Raw genomic sequence first — 16,119 nt, forward strand, 5'->3', positions numbered from 1 at the left:
GCGTCCGGGCCCGCCCCGAGCAGCCGCACCGGGCCCCTGCCGTCCAGAACGCGGGAGTTCGTTTCCCCCAACTCGAACACCACGCACCCCCACCCCCTGGAGGGACGCACATGAAATGGTCAGTCCGCTCGTGTCATGATCGCGTCATAGCCGCCACGGCGGCCCTGTCGCTCGCGGTCACCGGCGCGATCGCCGCCGTCGCGCCGCCCGCGGCCGCCGCGCCGCCCGCCGTCACCGCGAGCACCGTGTCGGTGTCGGTCGACGCCGCCCTGCAGCTCGCCACCGTTCCCGCCACCGGCGTCGGCGTGAACATCCCGGTCTACGACGCCAACATGAGCGCCGCCGCCACCCCCGGACTGCTCGGCACGGCCGGCATCAACACCGTCCGCTACCCCGGCGGCAGCCACTCCGACGTGTACCACTGGCAGACCGGCACCGCCGACGACGGGGCGTACGTCGCCCCCAACACCGGCTTCGACGCCTTCATGGGCACCGTGCGCGCCGCCGGAGCGCAGCCGATCATCACCGCCAACTACGGCTCGGGCACCCCCCAGGAGGCCGCCGCCTGGGTCCGGTACGCGAACGTCACCAAGGGCTACGGCATCAAGTACTGGGAGATCGGCAACGAGGTCTACGGCAACGGCGAGTACGGCGCCAAGTGGGAGTACGACACCCACAGCGGCAAGAGCGCCACGACCTACGCGAACAACGTGCTCCAGTTCGTCTCGGCGATGAAGGCGGCCGACCCCAGCGTCAAGATCGGCGCCGTGCTGACCACCCCCGGCTACTGGCCGGACGGCATCGTCGGCCCGGGCGACACCATGGACTGGAACCACACCGTCCTGTCGATCGCCGGCTCGAAGATCGACTTCGCCATCGTGCACGCCTACCCCACCAGCACCAGCCCGGCCGACCTGCTCACCAAGCCGCAGGCCCAGAACCCGAACATCGCCGGCGCCGTGCGCTCGCTGATCAACCAGTACGCCGGATCCAACGCCCCCAACGTCGGCATCGCGGTGACCGAGGCGAACGCCCAGGCCTACCTCGACACCTCCCCCAACGGACTGTTCGCCCCGGACGACTACCTCACCTGGCTGGAGAACGGCGCGTTCACCGTGGACTGGTGGGACCTGCGCAACGGCACCGACTGCACGAAGGTGACCACCGTCGAGGGCGCCACCGACTACAACGACGGCGGCCTGGTCTCCAGCGGCTCCCCCTGCGAGCCGGCCGTCAACACGCCCTTCCCCGCCTACTACGGCATCCAGATGATCAGCAAGCTCGGCGCGCCCGGGGACACCCTGGTCAAGGCCGCCAGCTCGTCCTCGCTGCTCACCGCGCACGCCGTCCGCCGCGCCAACGGCGACGTGGCCGTCATGCTGATCAACAGGGACCCGAACAACGACGCCGCGGTGAACCTGTCCTACACCGGGTTCACCCCGTCCTCCGCCACCCCGACCGTCCACTCCTACCTCAAGAACGCCCACGCGATCGGCAGTGCCCAGACCGGCAGCCCGACCGTCCAGACCGTGCCCGCCTACGGCATCACCGTCGTCCAGATGCACCCGACCAACGCGCCCTGCCGGGTCGTCTACAACAAGAACGAGTGGCAGGGCGTGATGGTCGGCTCCATCACCGTCGTCAACAACGGCCTCGGCCAGGTCAACGGCTGGTCCCTCGGCTTCGACTTCCCCGGCGACAACGGCATCACCAACAGCTGGAACGCCTCGGTGTCGCAGAGCGGCCCCAGCGTCAACGCCGGGAACGTGTCCTACAACGCCACCGTCCCGCAGGGCGGCAGCGTCCAGTGGGGCTTCAAGGCCACCTGGTCCCGCAGTGACGCCAACCCCTCCGCCTTCCGGTTCAACGGCGCCTCCTGCGCGATCGGCTGAACCCGATGAGCCGGTGGTGCCCCGGGTTCCCCAGGGCCCGGGGCACCACCCCCGAACCCGACCCGCCTCCTCACGAATCAGGACCCGACCGCGTGTCAGACCAGCACCAGCCCGACGACACCGTCCCCAACCCGGTGATCCCCGGCTTCCACCCCGACCCGAGCGTCTGCCGCGTGGGCGACGACTACTACCTCGTGTGCTCCAGCTTCGAGTACTTCCCCGGCATCCCCGTCTTCCACAGCCGCGACCTGGTGAACTGGGAGCAGATCGGCAACGCCCTCGACCGGCCGAGCCAGCTGCGCCTCCCGATCGGCATGCCGTCCTCCGGCGGGATCTACGCACCGACGCTGCGCCACCACGACGGACGCTTCTGGCTGATCGTCACCAACGTCGGTGACGGCGGCAACATGCTCTTCACCGCCACCGACCCGGCCGGCCCCTGGTCCGACCCGGTCCGGCTGCCCGGCGTCCCGGGCATCGACCCGGACCTCGCCTGGGACGAGGACGGCACCTGCTGGTGCACCGTCGCCGGCGTCTCCCAGGTCCGCCTCGACCCGGCCACCGGCGGAACCCTCGGCGAGCCGCGGCGGATCTGGTCCGGCGCGCCCGGCGCCATGGCCCCCGAGGCCCCGCACCTGTACCGGATCGGCGAGTACTGGTACCTGATGATCGCCGAGGGCGGCACCGAGCGCGGCCACGCCGTCTCCATCGCCCGCGGCACGTCGCCCTCCGGCCCCTTCGAGCCGTGTCCGGCCAACCCGGTGCTGACCCATCGCGGCATCAACAGTCCCATCCAGAACACCGGGCACGCCGACCTCGTCCAGGCGCCCGACGGCTCCTGGTGGATGGTGCTGCTCGCCGTCCGGCCGCGCGGCGGCACCCCCGGCTGGTACGTGCTCGGCCGGGAGACCTTCCTCGCTCCGGTCGAGTGGGTGGACGGCTGGCCGGTGGTCGGCGAGGTCACCCCCGAACTGCCCACCCCCTCCTGGCCGTTGCACCCCGTGCCGGCGGTCCCGGCCCGGGACGACTTCGACCAGGCCGAGCTGCACCCCCAGTGGATCTCGGTGCGCCAGCGCCCCGAACACCTGTGCACCACGAAGGAGCGCTCCGGCTGGCTCACCCTGCGCGCCGCGGGCGCCTCCCTGGACGAGAACGACGTGGTGTTCGTCGGCCGGCGCCAGCAGCACCTCGGCTGCCGGGCCCGCACCCTGATCGACCCCGCCGGGGGCCGCGGCGGCCTCGCCGTCCGCATGGACGAGGAGCACCACTACGAGATCGAGGCGGCCGACGGCGAGGTGAAGGTCTTCGCCCGGATCGGCTCGCTGCGCACCGAGGTCGCCTCCCGTCCGGTGCCCGCCGGAGCCGTGGTGCTCGCTGTCCACGTCGTCCCGCGGCCGACGCGCGGCCCGCGCACCGGCCCCGACGACGTCGTCTTCGGCATTGAGGAGCCCGCCGGCACCTTCACCGCGCTCGCCACCCTCGACGGGCGCTACCTGTCCACCGAGGTGGCCGGCGGCTTCACCGGCCGGGTCATCGGCATGTACGCCGCGGCCGGCACCGTCCACTTCGACCGGTTCGACTACGAGCCCCTCTCCTTTCCCTGACCTCCCCTCAGGGACTCCCCGCCCGTCCACCCGAAAGGGACGACCCGTGAACGACGCACAGCAGACCGCCCGTCCGCTCGCCCGCCGGCTCCACCGGACGGCAGGCCTCGTGGTGGCCCTGGTCACCACCGGCGCCCTCTGCGGCGGCACCGCCGTCGCCGCCCCCGCCGACCAGCCCCGGACGGCAGCCGAGGCCGCCGGGGCGAAGGTCCCGCACGACCCGATGGCCGCCGTGGCCCAGATGCAGCCCAGTTGGAACCTCGGCAACACGCTCGACGCGATCCCCGACGAGACGTCCTGGGGCAATCCGCTCACCACCAAGGCGCTGTTCGACCGTCTCCGGTCCGAAGGATTCCGCAGCGTCCGGATCCCGGTCACCTGGTACCCCCACCAGTCCGACACCGCGCCCTACACCATCGACCCGGCGTGGATGAAGCGGGTGAAGCAGGTGGTCGACCTCGCCCTCGCGGACGGACTCTACGTCGAGATCAACGTCCACCACGACTCGTGGAAGTGGATCATCAACATGTCCACCGACCACGACACGATCATGGCCCGGTTCAACTCCACGTGGCAGCAGATCGCCACCGCCTTCAAGGACGAGCCCCGCACGCTGCTCATGGAGAGCATCAACGAGCCGCAGTTCTCCGACGCGACCGACGCCCAGCGGACCCAGTACCTCCGGGAACTGAACACCTCCTTCCACAGCATCGTGCGCAACTCCGGCGGCGGCAACAAGGACCGCCTGCTCGTCCTGCCCTCGGAGGAGACCAACAACGCCCAGCACTGGCTCGACGACCTGTCCACCACGATGACCTCGCTGCACGACCGCAACCTGGTCGCCACCGTGCACTACTACAGCTGGTACCCGTTCAGCGTGAACATCGCCAACGGGACCACCTACGACGCCACCAGCCAGAAGGACCTGACCGAAGGCTTCGCCCGGGTGCACGACACCTTCGTCAAGAAGGGCATCCCCGTCTACCTCGGCGAGTACGGCCTGCTCAGCGAACCCAACTCCGGCGTCGTCGAGCGCGGCGAGATGCTCAAGTACTACGAGCACGTCAACTACGTGGCCCGGGCCAACGGCATCACCACCGCGCTCTGGGACGACGCCAACTACCTGAACCGCACGACCCTCCAGTGGCGGGACCGGGCCCTGATGGACCTGGTCAAGTCGTCCTGGCGGACCCGCTCGGGCACCGCCTCCACCGACAACCTCTTCCTGCCGAAGTCCGGCCCCATCACCGCGCAGACCATCACCCTGAACCGCAACGGCCTCTGGTTCACCGGCCTCTGGCAGGGCGACCGCCCGCTGATCCCCTTCCTCGACTACACCCCCGACGGCGACAAGCTCACCCTGACCGCCGACGCCCTCACCCGACTCGCCGGGGACCGCGCCGCCGGGATCAACGCCACCCTCGAAGTCCGGTACTCCGACGGCGTCCCCTGGCAGCTCAACATCCGTTCCTATGACAAGCCCGCCATGTCCGACGCCACCGGAACCACCGACGCACTGGTCATCCCCACCCGGTTCAACGGTGCCCTGATGGCCAACGTGCAGTCCACCTACGCCGACGGCACCGCCGCGGGCCCCGCCTCCTGGACCACCTACCAGACGTTCGGCGACTTCGGCCCCGACTACACCGCCGACACCACCACCGTGAAGGCCGACTTCCTCACGTCGCTCAAGAACGGCGCCCCCGCGACGCTCACCTTCCGCTTCTGGACCGGCGACACCATCACCTACACCCTCACCAGGGCCGGTGACACCGTCACCGGCACCGTCTCCTGACCCAAGTCCCTCCCACTTTCCCGGCCGCCGGCCCCGGACGGCCGGGCTCCCCCACCTGTTCACCCGAAGGGACGTCCCGTGAACGACGCACAGCAGACCGCCCGTCCGCTCGCCCGCCGGCTCCACCGGACGGCAGGCCTCGTGGTGGCTCTGGTCACCACCGGCGCCCTCTGCGGCGGCACCGCCGTCGCCGCCCCCACCGACCAGCCTCGGACGGCTGCCCAGGCCGCCGGGGCGAAGGTCCCGCACGACCCGATGGCGGCCGTGGCCCAGATGCAGCCCAGCTGGAACCTCGGCAACACCTTCGACGCCTTCCCCGAGGAGACGTCCTGGGGCAATCCGCTCACCACCAAGGCGACGTTCGACGGCCTGCGGGCCCAGGGCTTCCGCAGCGTCCGGATCCCGGTCACCTGGTTCTCCCACCAGTCCGACACCGCGCCGTACACCATCGACCCGGCGTGGATGAAGCGGGTCAAGCAGGTGGTCGACCTCGCCCTGGAGGACGGTCTCTACGTCGAGATCAACGTCCACCACGACTCGTGGAAGTGGATCGCGACCATGTCCACCGACCACGACAACGTCGTGGCGCGCTTCAACTCCACGTGGCAGCAGATCGCCACCGCCTTCAAGGACGAGCCCCGCACGCTGCTCATGGAGAGCATCAACGAGCCGCAGTTCTCCGACGCGACCGACGCCCAGCGGACCCAGTACCTCCGGGAGCTCAACACCTCCTTCCACAGCATCGTGCGCAACTCCGGCGGCGGGAACAAGGACCGCCTGCTCGTCCTGCCCTCGGAGGAGACCAACAACGCCCAGCACTGGCTGGACGACCTGTCGACGACGATCGACTCGCTGCACGACCGCAACCTGGTCGCCACCGTGCACTACTACAGCTGGTACCCGTTCAGCGTGAACATCGCCAACGGCACGACCTACGACGCCACCAGCCAGAAGGACCTGACCGATGGCTTCGCCCGGGTGCACGACACCTTCGTCAAGAAGGGCATCCCCGTCTACCTCGGCGAGTACGGCCTGCTCACCTCGCCCTACTCCGGCGTCGTCGAGCGCGGCGAGATGCTCAAGTACTTCGAGCACGTCAACTACGAGGCGCGGCGCAACGGCATGACCTCCGCCGTCTGGGACGCCGCCAACGACTTCCTGAACCGTTCCACCATGCAGTGGCAGGTCCCCGAGATGAAGGCCCTGATCCAGAGCTCGTGGCGGACCCGCTCGGGCACCGCCTCCACCGACAACGTCTTCCTCCCGGCCTCCGGCCCCCTCACCGCGCAGACCGTCACCCTGAACCGCAACGGCCTCTGGTTCACCGGCCTCTGGCAGGGCGACCGCCCGCTGATCCCCTTCCTCGACTACACCCTCGACGGCGACCAGCTGACCCTGACCGCCGCCACCCTCACCCGACTCGCCGGCGACCGTGCCGCCGGGGTCAACGCCACCCTCGAGGTCCGCTACTCCGACGGCGTCCCGTGGAAGCTCCTCGTGCGCTCCTACGACAAGCCGACGATGGCCGACGTCACCGGAACCGCCGCCGGGCTCGCCATCCCCACCCGGTTCAACGGTGCCCTCATGGCCAACGTCCAGTCCACCTACCCCGACGGCACCGCCGCCGGCCCCGCCTCCTGGACCACCTACCAGTCGTTCGACAACTTCCGACCCGACTACGGCGCCAACACCACCACCCTCAAGGCCGACTTCCTCACGTCCCTCAAGGACGGCGCCCAGGTGACACTCACCTTCCGCTTCTGGACCGGCGACGCCGTCACCTACCACGTGACCAAGTCCGGCGACACGGTCACCGGCACCGCCTCCTGACCCCGTCCACTCCCGCCCCGGCCGCCCCGGCAGCCGGGGCCCTGCCGCGTACCGAGGTGCACCCATGGTCCCGCTGCCCCCGCGCGTGCTGTTCGGCGCCGCCTACTACCACGAGTACCAGCCGTACGAGCGGCTCAAGGAAGACCTCGACCTGATGGCCGGGGCGAGGTTCACCGTCATCCGGGTCGGCGAGTCGGTCTGGTCCACCTGGGAGCCGGAGAACGGCCGGTTCGAGCTGGACTGGCTCGCCCCGGTGCTCGACGGCGCCCACGAGCGCGGCATCGCGGTCGTCCTCGGCACCCCCACCTACGCCGTGCCGCCGTGGCTGGCCCGGCAGTACCCGGAGATCGCCGGCGACCGGGCGACGGGTGAGCGGACGGGCTGGGGCGCCCGCCAGGAGGCCGACTTCTCCCACCCCGCCTTCCGCTACCACGCCGAACGCGTCACCCGGGCGATCCTCGACCGCCACGCCTCGCACCCGGCCGTCATCGGCTTCCAGGTCGACAACGAGCCCGGACTGCACCTGCCGCACAACCACGGCGTCTTCCAGCGCTTCGTCGACCACCTGCGCCACACCTACGGCGACGTGGAGGCCCTCAACCGCGAATGGGGCCTGGTCCACTGGTCGCACCGGCTCTCCACCTGGGCCGACCTGTGGCGCCCCGACGACAACCGGCAGCCGCAGTACGACGTCGCCTGGCGGGCGTTCCAGGCACGTCAGACCACCGAGTTCGTCGCCTGGCAGGCCGGCATCACCCGCGAGTACGCCCGCCCCGACCAGTTCGTCACCACGTGCCTCGCCTACCACCACCCGGCGCTGGAGGACGACGAGATCACCGACGCCCTGGACGTCACCGCGGGCAACCCGTACTACGACATGCAGGGCGCGCTGGCACTGCCCGACACCACGCCCGAGGACCACGAGCAGTGGTGGAAGACCACGGGCGTGTGGGCGCTGTACCAGAGCGCCGACCGGATCTACTCCTCCCGCCAGGAGCCGTTCCTGGTCACCGAGACCAACGCCCAGGCCATCAGCGGCACGTCGGACAACCGGCCCGCCTTCGACGGCCAGTGGCGGCAGGCCGCCTGGGCGCTCGTCTCGCGCGGCGCGCGGATGATCGAGTACTGGCACTGGCACACCCTGCACTTCGGCGCCGAGACGTACTGGGGCGGGATCCTGCCGCACAGCGGCAAGCCCGGCCGGGTCTACGCCGAACTCGCCCGGCTGGGAGCCGAGTTCGAGACGGCGGGCGCGCTGGTCGCCGGAATCGAGCCCGACGCCGACATCGCGGTGGTCTACTCGATGCGCAGCAAGTGGCTGATGCAGAAGTACCCACCGCTGGCGAAGCCGGACGGCAGTCCGGACCCGGCCTCCTACCACCGCGTCTTCGACCCGTTCTACCGCGGCGCCTTCGAGGCCGGCCGCCAGGTCCGGATCCTGCACGCCCGCCAGCTGCACGACGCCCGGGGCGAGCACGACGGTCCGGCACCCGACCAGGCGGCCCGGCGCCACCCGGTGCTGGTCGTCCCCGCCCTCCACCTCGCCGAGGACTCCCTGCTGGACTGGCTCGCGGCCTACGCCGAGGCCGGCGGCCACCTCGTGATCGGCCCCCGCACCGGCTACGCCGACCACGAGGCCCGGGCGCGCCACGAGACCGCTCCGCCACGCCTGTCGGCCGCCGCGGGCGTGTGGTACGACGAGTTCAGCAACCTGCCCGCGGACCTCCCGCTGCGCACCGTCCCGGGCAGTTCGCTGGGGCTTCCGGCGGGCGCGACCGCGACGCGCTGGGTGGAGGGCCTCACCGTCACCGACGCCACCGTGCTCGCCGGGTACGAGCACCCGCACTTCGGCCGCTGGCCGGCGGTCACCACCCGGGCCCACGGCGCCGGCCGGGTGACCTGCGTCGGCACGGTGCCCGGCCGTGACCTGGCCCGGGCGCTGGCCACCTGGCTGGCTCCCGCTCCCGCGAGCGGCTGGCGCGACCTGCCCGTCTCCGTCACCGCGACCACCGGAACGTCCCCGGACGGACGCCGGGTCCACGTGGTCCACAACTGGAGCTGGCAGCCCGTCGAGGTCACGGCACCGGTCTTCCTCACCGATGTGCTGGACGGCACCGCGACCTCCGCCGCCGGCCCGGTACGCCTCGGCGCCTGGGACGTACGGATCTTCGTCGCCTCCTGACGCGCGAAGGGCGGTGGGCCCCGCCGGGCCCACCGCCCCCGTTCACTCCCGGCCGGACATCCGCTACTCGGTGGAGAAGCGGTACACCGTCCTCGACCGGTACTGCTCCCCCGGGCGCAGGAGGGCGGAGGGATAGTCGGGCCGGTTCGGCGAGTCCGGGAAGCGCTGGGTCTCCAGCGCGATGCCGGCGTACTGGCCGTACCGGCGGCCGGAGCGCCCGGCCAGCGAGCCGTCGAAGTGGTTCCCGGTGTACACCTGGAGCCCGGGTTCGGTCGTCAGGCATTCGAGGCGTCGGCCGCTGGCCGGGTGGCTCAGCACGGCGGCCCGCCTGAACCCGGTGCCGTCCAGCACCCAGTTGTGGTCGAAACCACGGCCGGCCCGGCGGATCTGCGGGTGGTCCTCCGCGAGGCGGGTCCCGATCCTCCCGGTCTCCCGGAGGTCGAACGGCGTGCCGGAGACCGGCTCGACCGGGCCGAACGGTATCAGCTCCCCGTCGACGGGGAGGTAGCCGGCGGCCTCGACCCGCAGCCGGTGGTCCAGGACCGTTCCGCAGCCCTCCCCCGCCAGGTTGAAGTACGCGTGGTTGGTGAGGTTGACGACCGTCGGCGCGTCCGTGGCCGCCCGGTAGGTGATCGAGAGCTCCCCGTCGGGATCGAGCAGGTACGTCACCTCGGCGGTGAGGGTTCCCGGGAATCCCTGGTCGCCGTCGGGGCTGCGCAGGCGGAACCGAACGCCGACCTGCCGGTCCGCCCGGACCGGCACGCCGTCCCAGAGGCGGGTGGCGAAGCCGTCCGGCCCGCCGTGCAGGGTGTGACCGGGCGGCTGGGTGGCCAGCCGGTGCGTCGTGCCGTCGAGCGGCAGCACGCCGCCGGCGATCCGATTGCCGTAGCGGCCGACCGTCGCGCCGAAGTACGAGGCCTCCCCGAGCAGGTCCTCGACGCTGTCGCCGGCCAGGACGACGTTGACCCGCCGCCCGGCCCGGTCCGGCGCGTACAACGCCTGGAGGCGGGCGCCCAGGTTGACGACCTCCGCCATCACCCGCGTCCGGGAGCCGAACGTCCAGCGGGTGATGCGCCGGCCGTCCGGCAGGCCCGTCGGGGTCTCCTGGGTCACCGTCAGCTCACCGGGGGAGACGAGTGCGCCTCTGGACACGGGAGTACTCCGATCGACGTGGTGGGGACGAGGACGACGCCCGCCGCACGGGCGGGCGTCGTCGGTGGGGACTCTCCGGGGTCAGAACCCCTGGGCCAGGCGGTGGTAGGCCTGGTTCCAGCGCAGTTCCTTGGTGAACCGGCGGATGTTGGTGTCGTCGTCGATCACCATCAGCTCCACGCCGAGCATCTCGGCGAGGTCCTCCAGCTCCTCGGTGCCGAGCGCGCCGGAGAGCACGGTGTGGTGCGGCGCGCCGGCCGTCAGCCAGGCCTCGGTGGAGGTGTGCAGGTCCGGACGCGGCTTCCAGACGGCGCGGGCGACGGGCAGGTGGGGCAGCGGCGCCGGCGGCGGGACCACGTCGACCTCGTTGGCGACCAGCCGGAAGCGGTCGCCGAGGTCGGCGAGGCCGACCACCACCGCCGGGCCGGGCTCGGCGTCGAAGACCAGACGGACCGGGTCCTCGCGGCCTCCGATGGCGAGCGGGTGGATCTCGCAGGAGGGGGTGCCCGCCGCGATGCTCGGGCAGACCTCCAGCATGTGGGCGCCGAGGATCAGCTCGCGGCCGAACTCCAGGTGGTAGGTGTAGTCCTCCATGAACGAGGTGCCGCCGGGGAGTCCGGTGGCGGCCACCTTGAGGGTGCGCAGCAGGGTGGCGGTCTTCCAGTCGCCCTCTCCACCGAAGCCGTAGCCGTCGGCCATCAGGCGCTGCACGGCGAGGCCGGGCAGCTGGCGCAGTCCGCCGAGGTCCTCGAAGTTGGTGGTGAAGGCGCCGAAGCCGCCCTGTTCCAGGAAGCCGCGCAGCCCGAGTTCGATCCGCGCGGCGTAACGCAGCGACTCGTGGCGTTCCCCGCCGGCCCGCAGCTCGGGCGCGAGGCGGTAGCCGTCCTCGTACTCCTTGACCAGCGCGGTGACGTCGCCGTCGTCCGTCGCGTCCACGGCGGCGACGAGGTCGTTGACGCCGTAGGTGTTGACGGAGACGCCGAAGCGCAGCTGGGCCTCGACCTTGTCGCCCTCGGTGACGGCGACGTCGCGCATGTTGTCGCCGAAGCGGGCGAGCTTGAGGGCGCGGAGTTCGGCGCGGCCGGCGGCGGCGCGGGACCAGGTGGCGATGCGGGCGGAGACGGCCGGGTCGGTGACGTGTCCGGCGACGGTCTTGCGCGGCACCCCGAGGCGGGACTGGATGTAGCCGAACTCGCGGTCGCCGTGCGCCGCCTGGTTCAGGTTCATGAAGTCCATGTCGATGGTCTGCCACGGCAGTTCGACATTGGCCTGGGTGTGCAGGTGGAGCAGCGGCTTCTGCAGGGCGTCCAGGCCGGCGATCCACATCTTCGCCGGGGAGAAGGTGTGCATCCAGGCGATCAGGCCGATGCAGTCGTCCGCGGAATTGGCTTCCAGGCAGACCCGGCGTATCGCCGCGGCGTCGGTGAGGACGGGCTTCCAGACGATCTCGACCGGCAGGAGGAGGTCGCGGTCCAGCGTGTCGGCGATCCGCCGGGACTGCTCCGCGACCTGGCGGAGCGTCTCCTCGCCGTAGAGTCCCTGGCTGCCGGTCAGGAACCAGACCTTGCGGCCCTCGAGTGGCTTCTTCATGGGGTGGCTCCTCACCTGGTGCGGGGCCGGCCGTCGTGCTGCTGGCCGTAGACGTTCTGGTAGCGGAAGTTGAGGCTGTCGATGTCCGCCTGCGCGATCGGCAGCGGCTCGCCGAGCTGCCGGGACAGGTGGACGGTGCGGGCGACGTCCTCGCACATCACGGCGGCCTTGACCGCCGCCTCGGCGTCCTTGCCGATGGTGAAGACGCCGTGGTTCTGCATCAGGACGGCGGGCGAGCGGTGGCCCTTGAGGGTGTCCACGATGCCCCGGCCGATCGAGTCGTCGCCGATCAGGGCGAAGGGGCCGACCGGGATCTCGGCGCCGAACTCGTCGGCCATCGCGGTGAGCACGCAGGGGACGGCCTCACCGCGGGCCGCCCAGGCGCAGGCGTAGGTGGAGTGGGTGTGGACCACCCCGCCGACCTCGGGGAGGTGGCGGTAGACGTAGGCGTGCGCGGCGGTGTCGGAGGAGGGCGCGTGGTCGCCCTCGACCACGTTGCCGTCCAGGTCGCAGACGATCATGTTCTGCGGCGTCAGCTCGTCGTAGGAGACGCCGCTGGGCTTGATGACCAGCAGGTCCTCGCCGGGGACGCGGGCCGATACGTTGCCGGCGGTCCAGACCACCAGGTTGTAGCGGACCAGTTCCTGGTGCAGGTCGCTGACCTGGCGGCGGATGAGGTCGATGGTCGCGTTCACAGGGCCTCGCTCGGGGTGGTGAGGGCGGCGTTGCGGATGTCGCGCAGGCGGTGCAGGAGCTTGTCGGCGCCGAGGCCGAAGTGGTCGTGCAGGGCGCGGTACTCGTCGAAGAGCCGGTCGTACACGTCGGCGGCGGCCGCGTCCGGCCGGTAGGCGCCCCGCTGCACCCGGCCCATGGCGTCGGCCGCGGTCCGTACGTCCGGGTACGCCCCGGCGGCGACCGCGGCGTGGATCGCCGAGCCGAGCGCCGGGCCCTGCTCCGACTCGGCCACCGAGACCGGCCGGCGCAGCACGTCGGCGTAGATCTGCATCAACAGGGCGTTCTTCTTGAGGCCGCCGGTGACGATGAACTCGGTGACGGGGACCCCGCCCTGTTCCAGGGCCTCGACGATGACCCTGGTGCCGAAGGCGGTGGCCTCCAGCAGGGCCCGGTAGATCTCCTCGGGGCGGGTGGCGAGGGTGAGTCCGACGATCACGCCGGACAGGTGGTGGTCGACCAGGGTGGAGCGGTTGCCGTTCATCCAGTCGAGCGCCACCAGGCCGTGCGCGCCGACGGGCTGGGCGGCGGCCTTGCGGGTGAGGAGCCGGTGCAGGTCCTCACCGTTGGCCTCGGCCTCGGCCAGGTAGTCGGCGGGCACGCCCTGGCGCAGCCACCAGGCGAAGATGTCGCCGACGGCGCTCTGGCCGGCCTCGTAGCCGTAGGAGCCGGTGACGATGCCGTCCTCGACCACGCCGCAGATGCCGGGGACGTCGGCGAGCGTCGCGCCGTTGACGACGTGGCAGGTGGACGTGCCCATGATGGCGAGGAGGCGGCCGTTGTCGACGGCGCGGGCGGCCGGGGCGGCGACGTGGGCGTCGACGTTCCCGGCGGCGACCGCGATGCCCTCCGGCAGGCCGGTCCACTCGGCGGCCCGCGCGGTGAGCGAGCCGACCCGGGAGCCGAGCGGGGAGAGCGGGTGCTCCAGGCGCGTGCGCGCGAAGTCGGCGAAGTCCGGGTGGAGCGCGGCGAGGTAGTCCTCGCTCGGGTAACTCCCGTCCTGGTGGATGCCCTTGTAGCCGGCGGTACACGTGTTGCGGCTCTCGGCGCCGGTGAGCTGCCAGACGATCCAGTCCGCGGCCTCGATCCACCGGGCGGTCGCGGCGTAGACGGCCGGGTCCTCCTCCAGGACCTGGAGGGCCTTGGCGTACTGCCACTCGGCGGAGATCCGGCCGCCGTAGCGGGAGATCCACTTCTCGCCCCGGGCGTGGGCCAGGGCGTTGATCCGGTCCGCCTGGCCCTGGGCGGCGTGGTGCTTCCAGAGCTTGGGCCAGGCGTGCGGGCGGGGCGCCCACGCGGGCGTCTCGGCGAGCGGGGTGCCGTCGGCGAGAGCCGGCAGGACGGTGCAGGCCGTGAAGTCGGTGGCGATCCCGATGACGTGCGCCGGGTCGATCCCGGCGGCGGCGAGCGCGGCCGGGACGGCGGTGCGCAGCACCTCGCGCCAGTCCCCGGGGTGCTGCAGCGCCCAGTCGGGCGGGAGCCGGTCGCCGGTGCCGGGCAGTTCGCGCTCGATGACGGCGTGCGGGTAGTCGTGGACGGCGGTTCCGACCTCCTCGCCGTCCCGCACCCGGACCACCACGGCGCGGCCGGAGAGGGTGCCGAAGTCGATGCCGACGACGTAGCGGTCCGGATCGGGGGTGGCGGGACTGATGGTCACGTGCTCATCCTTCGTACGGGGGAACGGCGTTGACGCCGTGATGTTGCCTGTCGCCGGAGCGGTCCATGTCCAGGGCAGGGGGAGCACACCGGCGACAGGCTCCGTTCCGCTACCTCTCCCTCATGAAGGGCGGAACGAGGGGCCGCCGGCCGGGCGCTCAGAAGCGGGATGTCAGCGCCTGACCGGCGGAGTTCGGGAAGCGCTCTTGTTAGCGCTCACAGAATTGTTAGCGCTAACAATCAGTGTGTCAAGGGACCGGTTCCCGGGCGGGCCGCCCCGTGAGCGGATGACTCAGGGCACCGTGGACCGTCGGCGCTTCACCAGCGGGCGGCCGGCCCGACGCTGCGGCGCAGCACCAGCTCCGGCGGGATCCGCTCGTGGGTCGGGAAGGGCTTGGCACCGCCCTCCAACTCCCCGACGAGCAGTTCCAGGGCCCGTCTGCCGAGTTCGCCGAAGTCCTGCCGCACGGTGGTCAGCGGCGGGATGAAGTAGGCGGCCTCCGGAATGTCGTCGAACCCGACCACGCTGATCTCCTCCGGCACCGCCCGACCGGCCTCGTGCAGGGCGCGCAGCAGTCCGAGGGCCATGTGGTCGTTGGCGCAGAAGACAGCCGTGACATCGCGGAGTCGCGCGATCCGCAGCCCCGCCTGGTAGCCCGAGCGGGCGCTCCAGTCCCCGCGCTCCACCTCCGGCACGGGAGCCCCCGCCGCCCGCAGCGTGAGGCGCCAGCCCTCCTCGCGGTCCTGGCTCTCCAGCCAGTTGGCCGGGCCCGCCAGGTGGTGCACGGTGCGGTGGCCGAGGTCGAGCAGGTGCCCCGTGGCCTCGCCGGCACCCTCCCGGTTGCCCACCGACACCATGGGCACCTGCGTCTGGTTGCCCGTTCCGACCGCGACGACCGGCACCGAACTGGAGAGCCGGGCCACCGCGCTGACGGCGGAGGTCTGCGGCGCGATCACCACGACGCCTTCCACGCCCTGGTCGCGCAGCCGGTCGACGGCCTCCTGGACCGAGCGGCCGTCCAGCGAACGCAGACTCGTGACGCTCACGAAGTACCCGGCGCTGCGAGCGGCCCGCTCGATGCCCTCCAGCATCGAGGCCGGACCGTAGAGCGTCGAGTCGAAACTGACGACGCCGAGCGTCTGCGACCGACGGGTGACCAGGGCCCGGGCGGCGGAGTTGGGCCGGTAGTCCAGCTCCCGGATGGCGGCCAGCACCCGGTCCCGGGTGTCGGGCCGCACGTGCGGTGCACCGTTGAGCACCCGGGACACCGTCTGGTGGGACACCCCCGCCAGCTTCGCCACGTCAGCCATCACGGGCTGTCGCTGTTCCGTCCCAGCACTCTCGGTTCCCACGCCTAGTCCCCTCCTCGACTGCGGACCACAGTACGCGACCGGGCCCACCCCGATCCGTCACCCTCGGTCCATCGGGCGGCTCTCTTCTTACCAGCCGCGCGGGCCGCTCACGTGTGGCCGCGGCGGGTGGGCGTTCACGACTTCGCCCCAGCCACCGGGGCCCGATCGGGCGCGGCGAGGCGGGCGTGATCCAGGCACCTGGACGCCTTCCCGGTGCGCGGTCGAGTCACACATCCTGCCGTCCGGGCCAGGAGCCGCCACCGTCGGGCGCCGTCCCGGGGCGCCACCCGGAACGCGAGCCGGGCCCGGGCTCCGCCCTGGGAGCCCGGGCCC

At 71.8% G+C, this 16,119-nt stretch carries 10 protein-coding genes; 5 read left to right on the top strand and 5 right to left on the bottom strand.

Translation table 11 applies throughout. The annotated features are described in order from the left end of the window. Nucleotides 1-110 precede the first annotated feature (110 nt). From ACFVHB_RS06860 to ACFVHB_RS06880, 5 genes are all read left to right on the top strand, one after another. Nucleotides 111-1,892, top strand: coding sequence for a cellulose binding domain-containing protein (locus tag ACFVHB_RS06860; RefSeq protein ID WP_380316241.1), 1,782 nt, complete (start codon nt 111-113; stop codon nt 1,890-1,892). Between the two features lie 92 nt (nt 1,893-1,984). Continuing rightward, on the top strand, nt 1,985-3,496 hold the full coding sequence (locus tag ACFVHB_RS06865) for a glycoside hydrolase family 43 protein (protein ID WP_380316245.1): 1,512 nt from the start codon (nt 1,985-1,987) through the stop codon (nt 3,494-3,496). A gap of 46 nt (nt 3,497-3,542) precedes the next feature. Further along, nucleotides 3,543-5,291, top strand: a complete 1,749-nt coding sequence (locus ACFVHB_RS06870) for a cellulase family glycosylhydrolase (protein WP_380316248.1) — start codon at nt 3,543-3,545, stop codon at nt 5,289-5,291. Between the two features lie 78 nt (nt 5,292-5,369). Then, the gene (locus tag ACFVHB_RS06875; protein ID WP_380316250.1) at nt 5,370-7,121 is read left to right on the top strand and encodes a cellulase family glycosylhydrolase; all 1,752 of its coding nucleotides are present in this window, start codon (nt 5,370-5,372) and stop codon (nt 7,119-7,121) included. A gap of 64 nt (nt 7,122-7,185) precedes the next feature. Beyond that, nucleotides 7,186-9,303 carry a beta-galactosidase gene (locus ACFVHB_RS06880; RefSeq protein ID WP_380316253.1) on the top strand — a complete coding sequence of 706 codons (2,118 nt, stop codon included), beginning with the start codon at nt 7,186-7,188 and terminating at the stop codon, nt 9,301-9,303. Between the two features lie 63 nt (nt 9,304-9,366). Here the strand turns inward: ACFVHB_RS06880 and ACFVHB_RS06885 are convergent, their stop codons facing one another. From ACFVHB_RS06885 to ACFVHB_RS06905, 5 genes are all read right to left on the bottom strand, one after another. After that, nucleotides 9,367-10,455 (bottom strand): aldose epimerase family protein, encoded by a 1,089-nt coding sequence (locus ACFVHB_RS06885; RefSeq protein ID WP_380316256.1) that lies wholly within the window; start codon nt 10,453-10,455, stop codon nt 9,367-9,369. A gap of 81 nt (nt 10,456-10,536) precedes the next feature. Then, entirely contained in the window at nt 10,537-12,045 is a 1,509-nt protein-coding gene (araA, locus tag ACFVHB_RS06890) for an L-arabinose isomerase (protein WP_380316259.1), read from the bottom strand. 11 nt (nt 12,046-12,056) lie between these two features. After that, nucleotides 12,057-12,740, bottom strand: a complete 684-nt coding sequence (locus ACFVHB_RS06895) for an L-ribulose-5-phosphate 4-epimerase (protein WP_380316261.1) — start codon at nt 12,738-12,740, stop codon at nt 12,057-12,059. After that, the gene (locus ACFVHB_RS06900) at nt 12,737-14,434 is read right to left on the bottom strand and encodes a ribulokinase (RefSeq protein WP_380316263.1); all 1,698 of its coding nucleotides are present in this window, start codon (nt 14,432-14,434) and stop codon (nt 12,737-12,739) included. The genes ACFVHB_RS06895 and ACFVHB_RS06900 overlap by 4 nt, the downstream gene beginning before the upstream one ends. A 317-nt stretch (nt 14,435-14,751) precedes the next feature. Further along, nucleotides 14,752-15,744 carry a LacI family DNA-binding transcriptional regulator gene (locus ACFVHB_RS06905; protein WP_380316266.1) on the bottom strand — a complete coding sequence of 331 codons (993 nt, stop codon included), beginning with the start codon at nt 15,742-15,744 and terminating at the stop codon, nt 14,752-14,754. Between the last annotated feature and the right edge of the window lie 375 nt (nt 15,745-16,119).

The organism is Kitasatospora sp. NPDC127111 (genome assembly GCF_042677465.1).
Taxonomy (GTDB): Bacteria; Actinomycetota; Actinomycetes; order Streptomycetales; family Streptomycetaceae; genus Kitasatospora.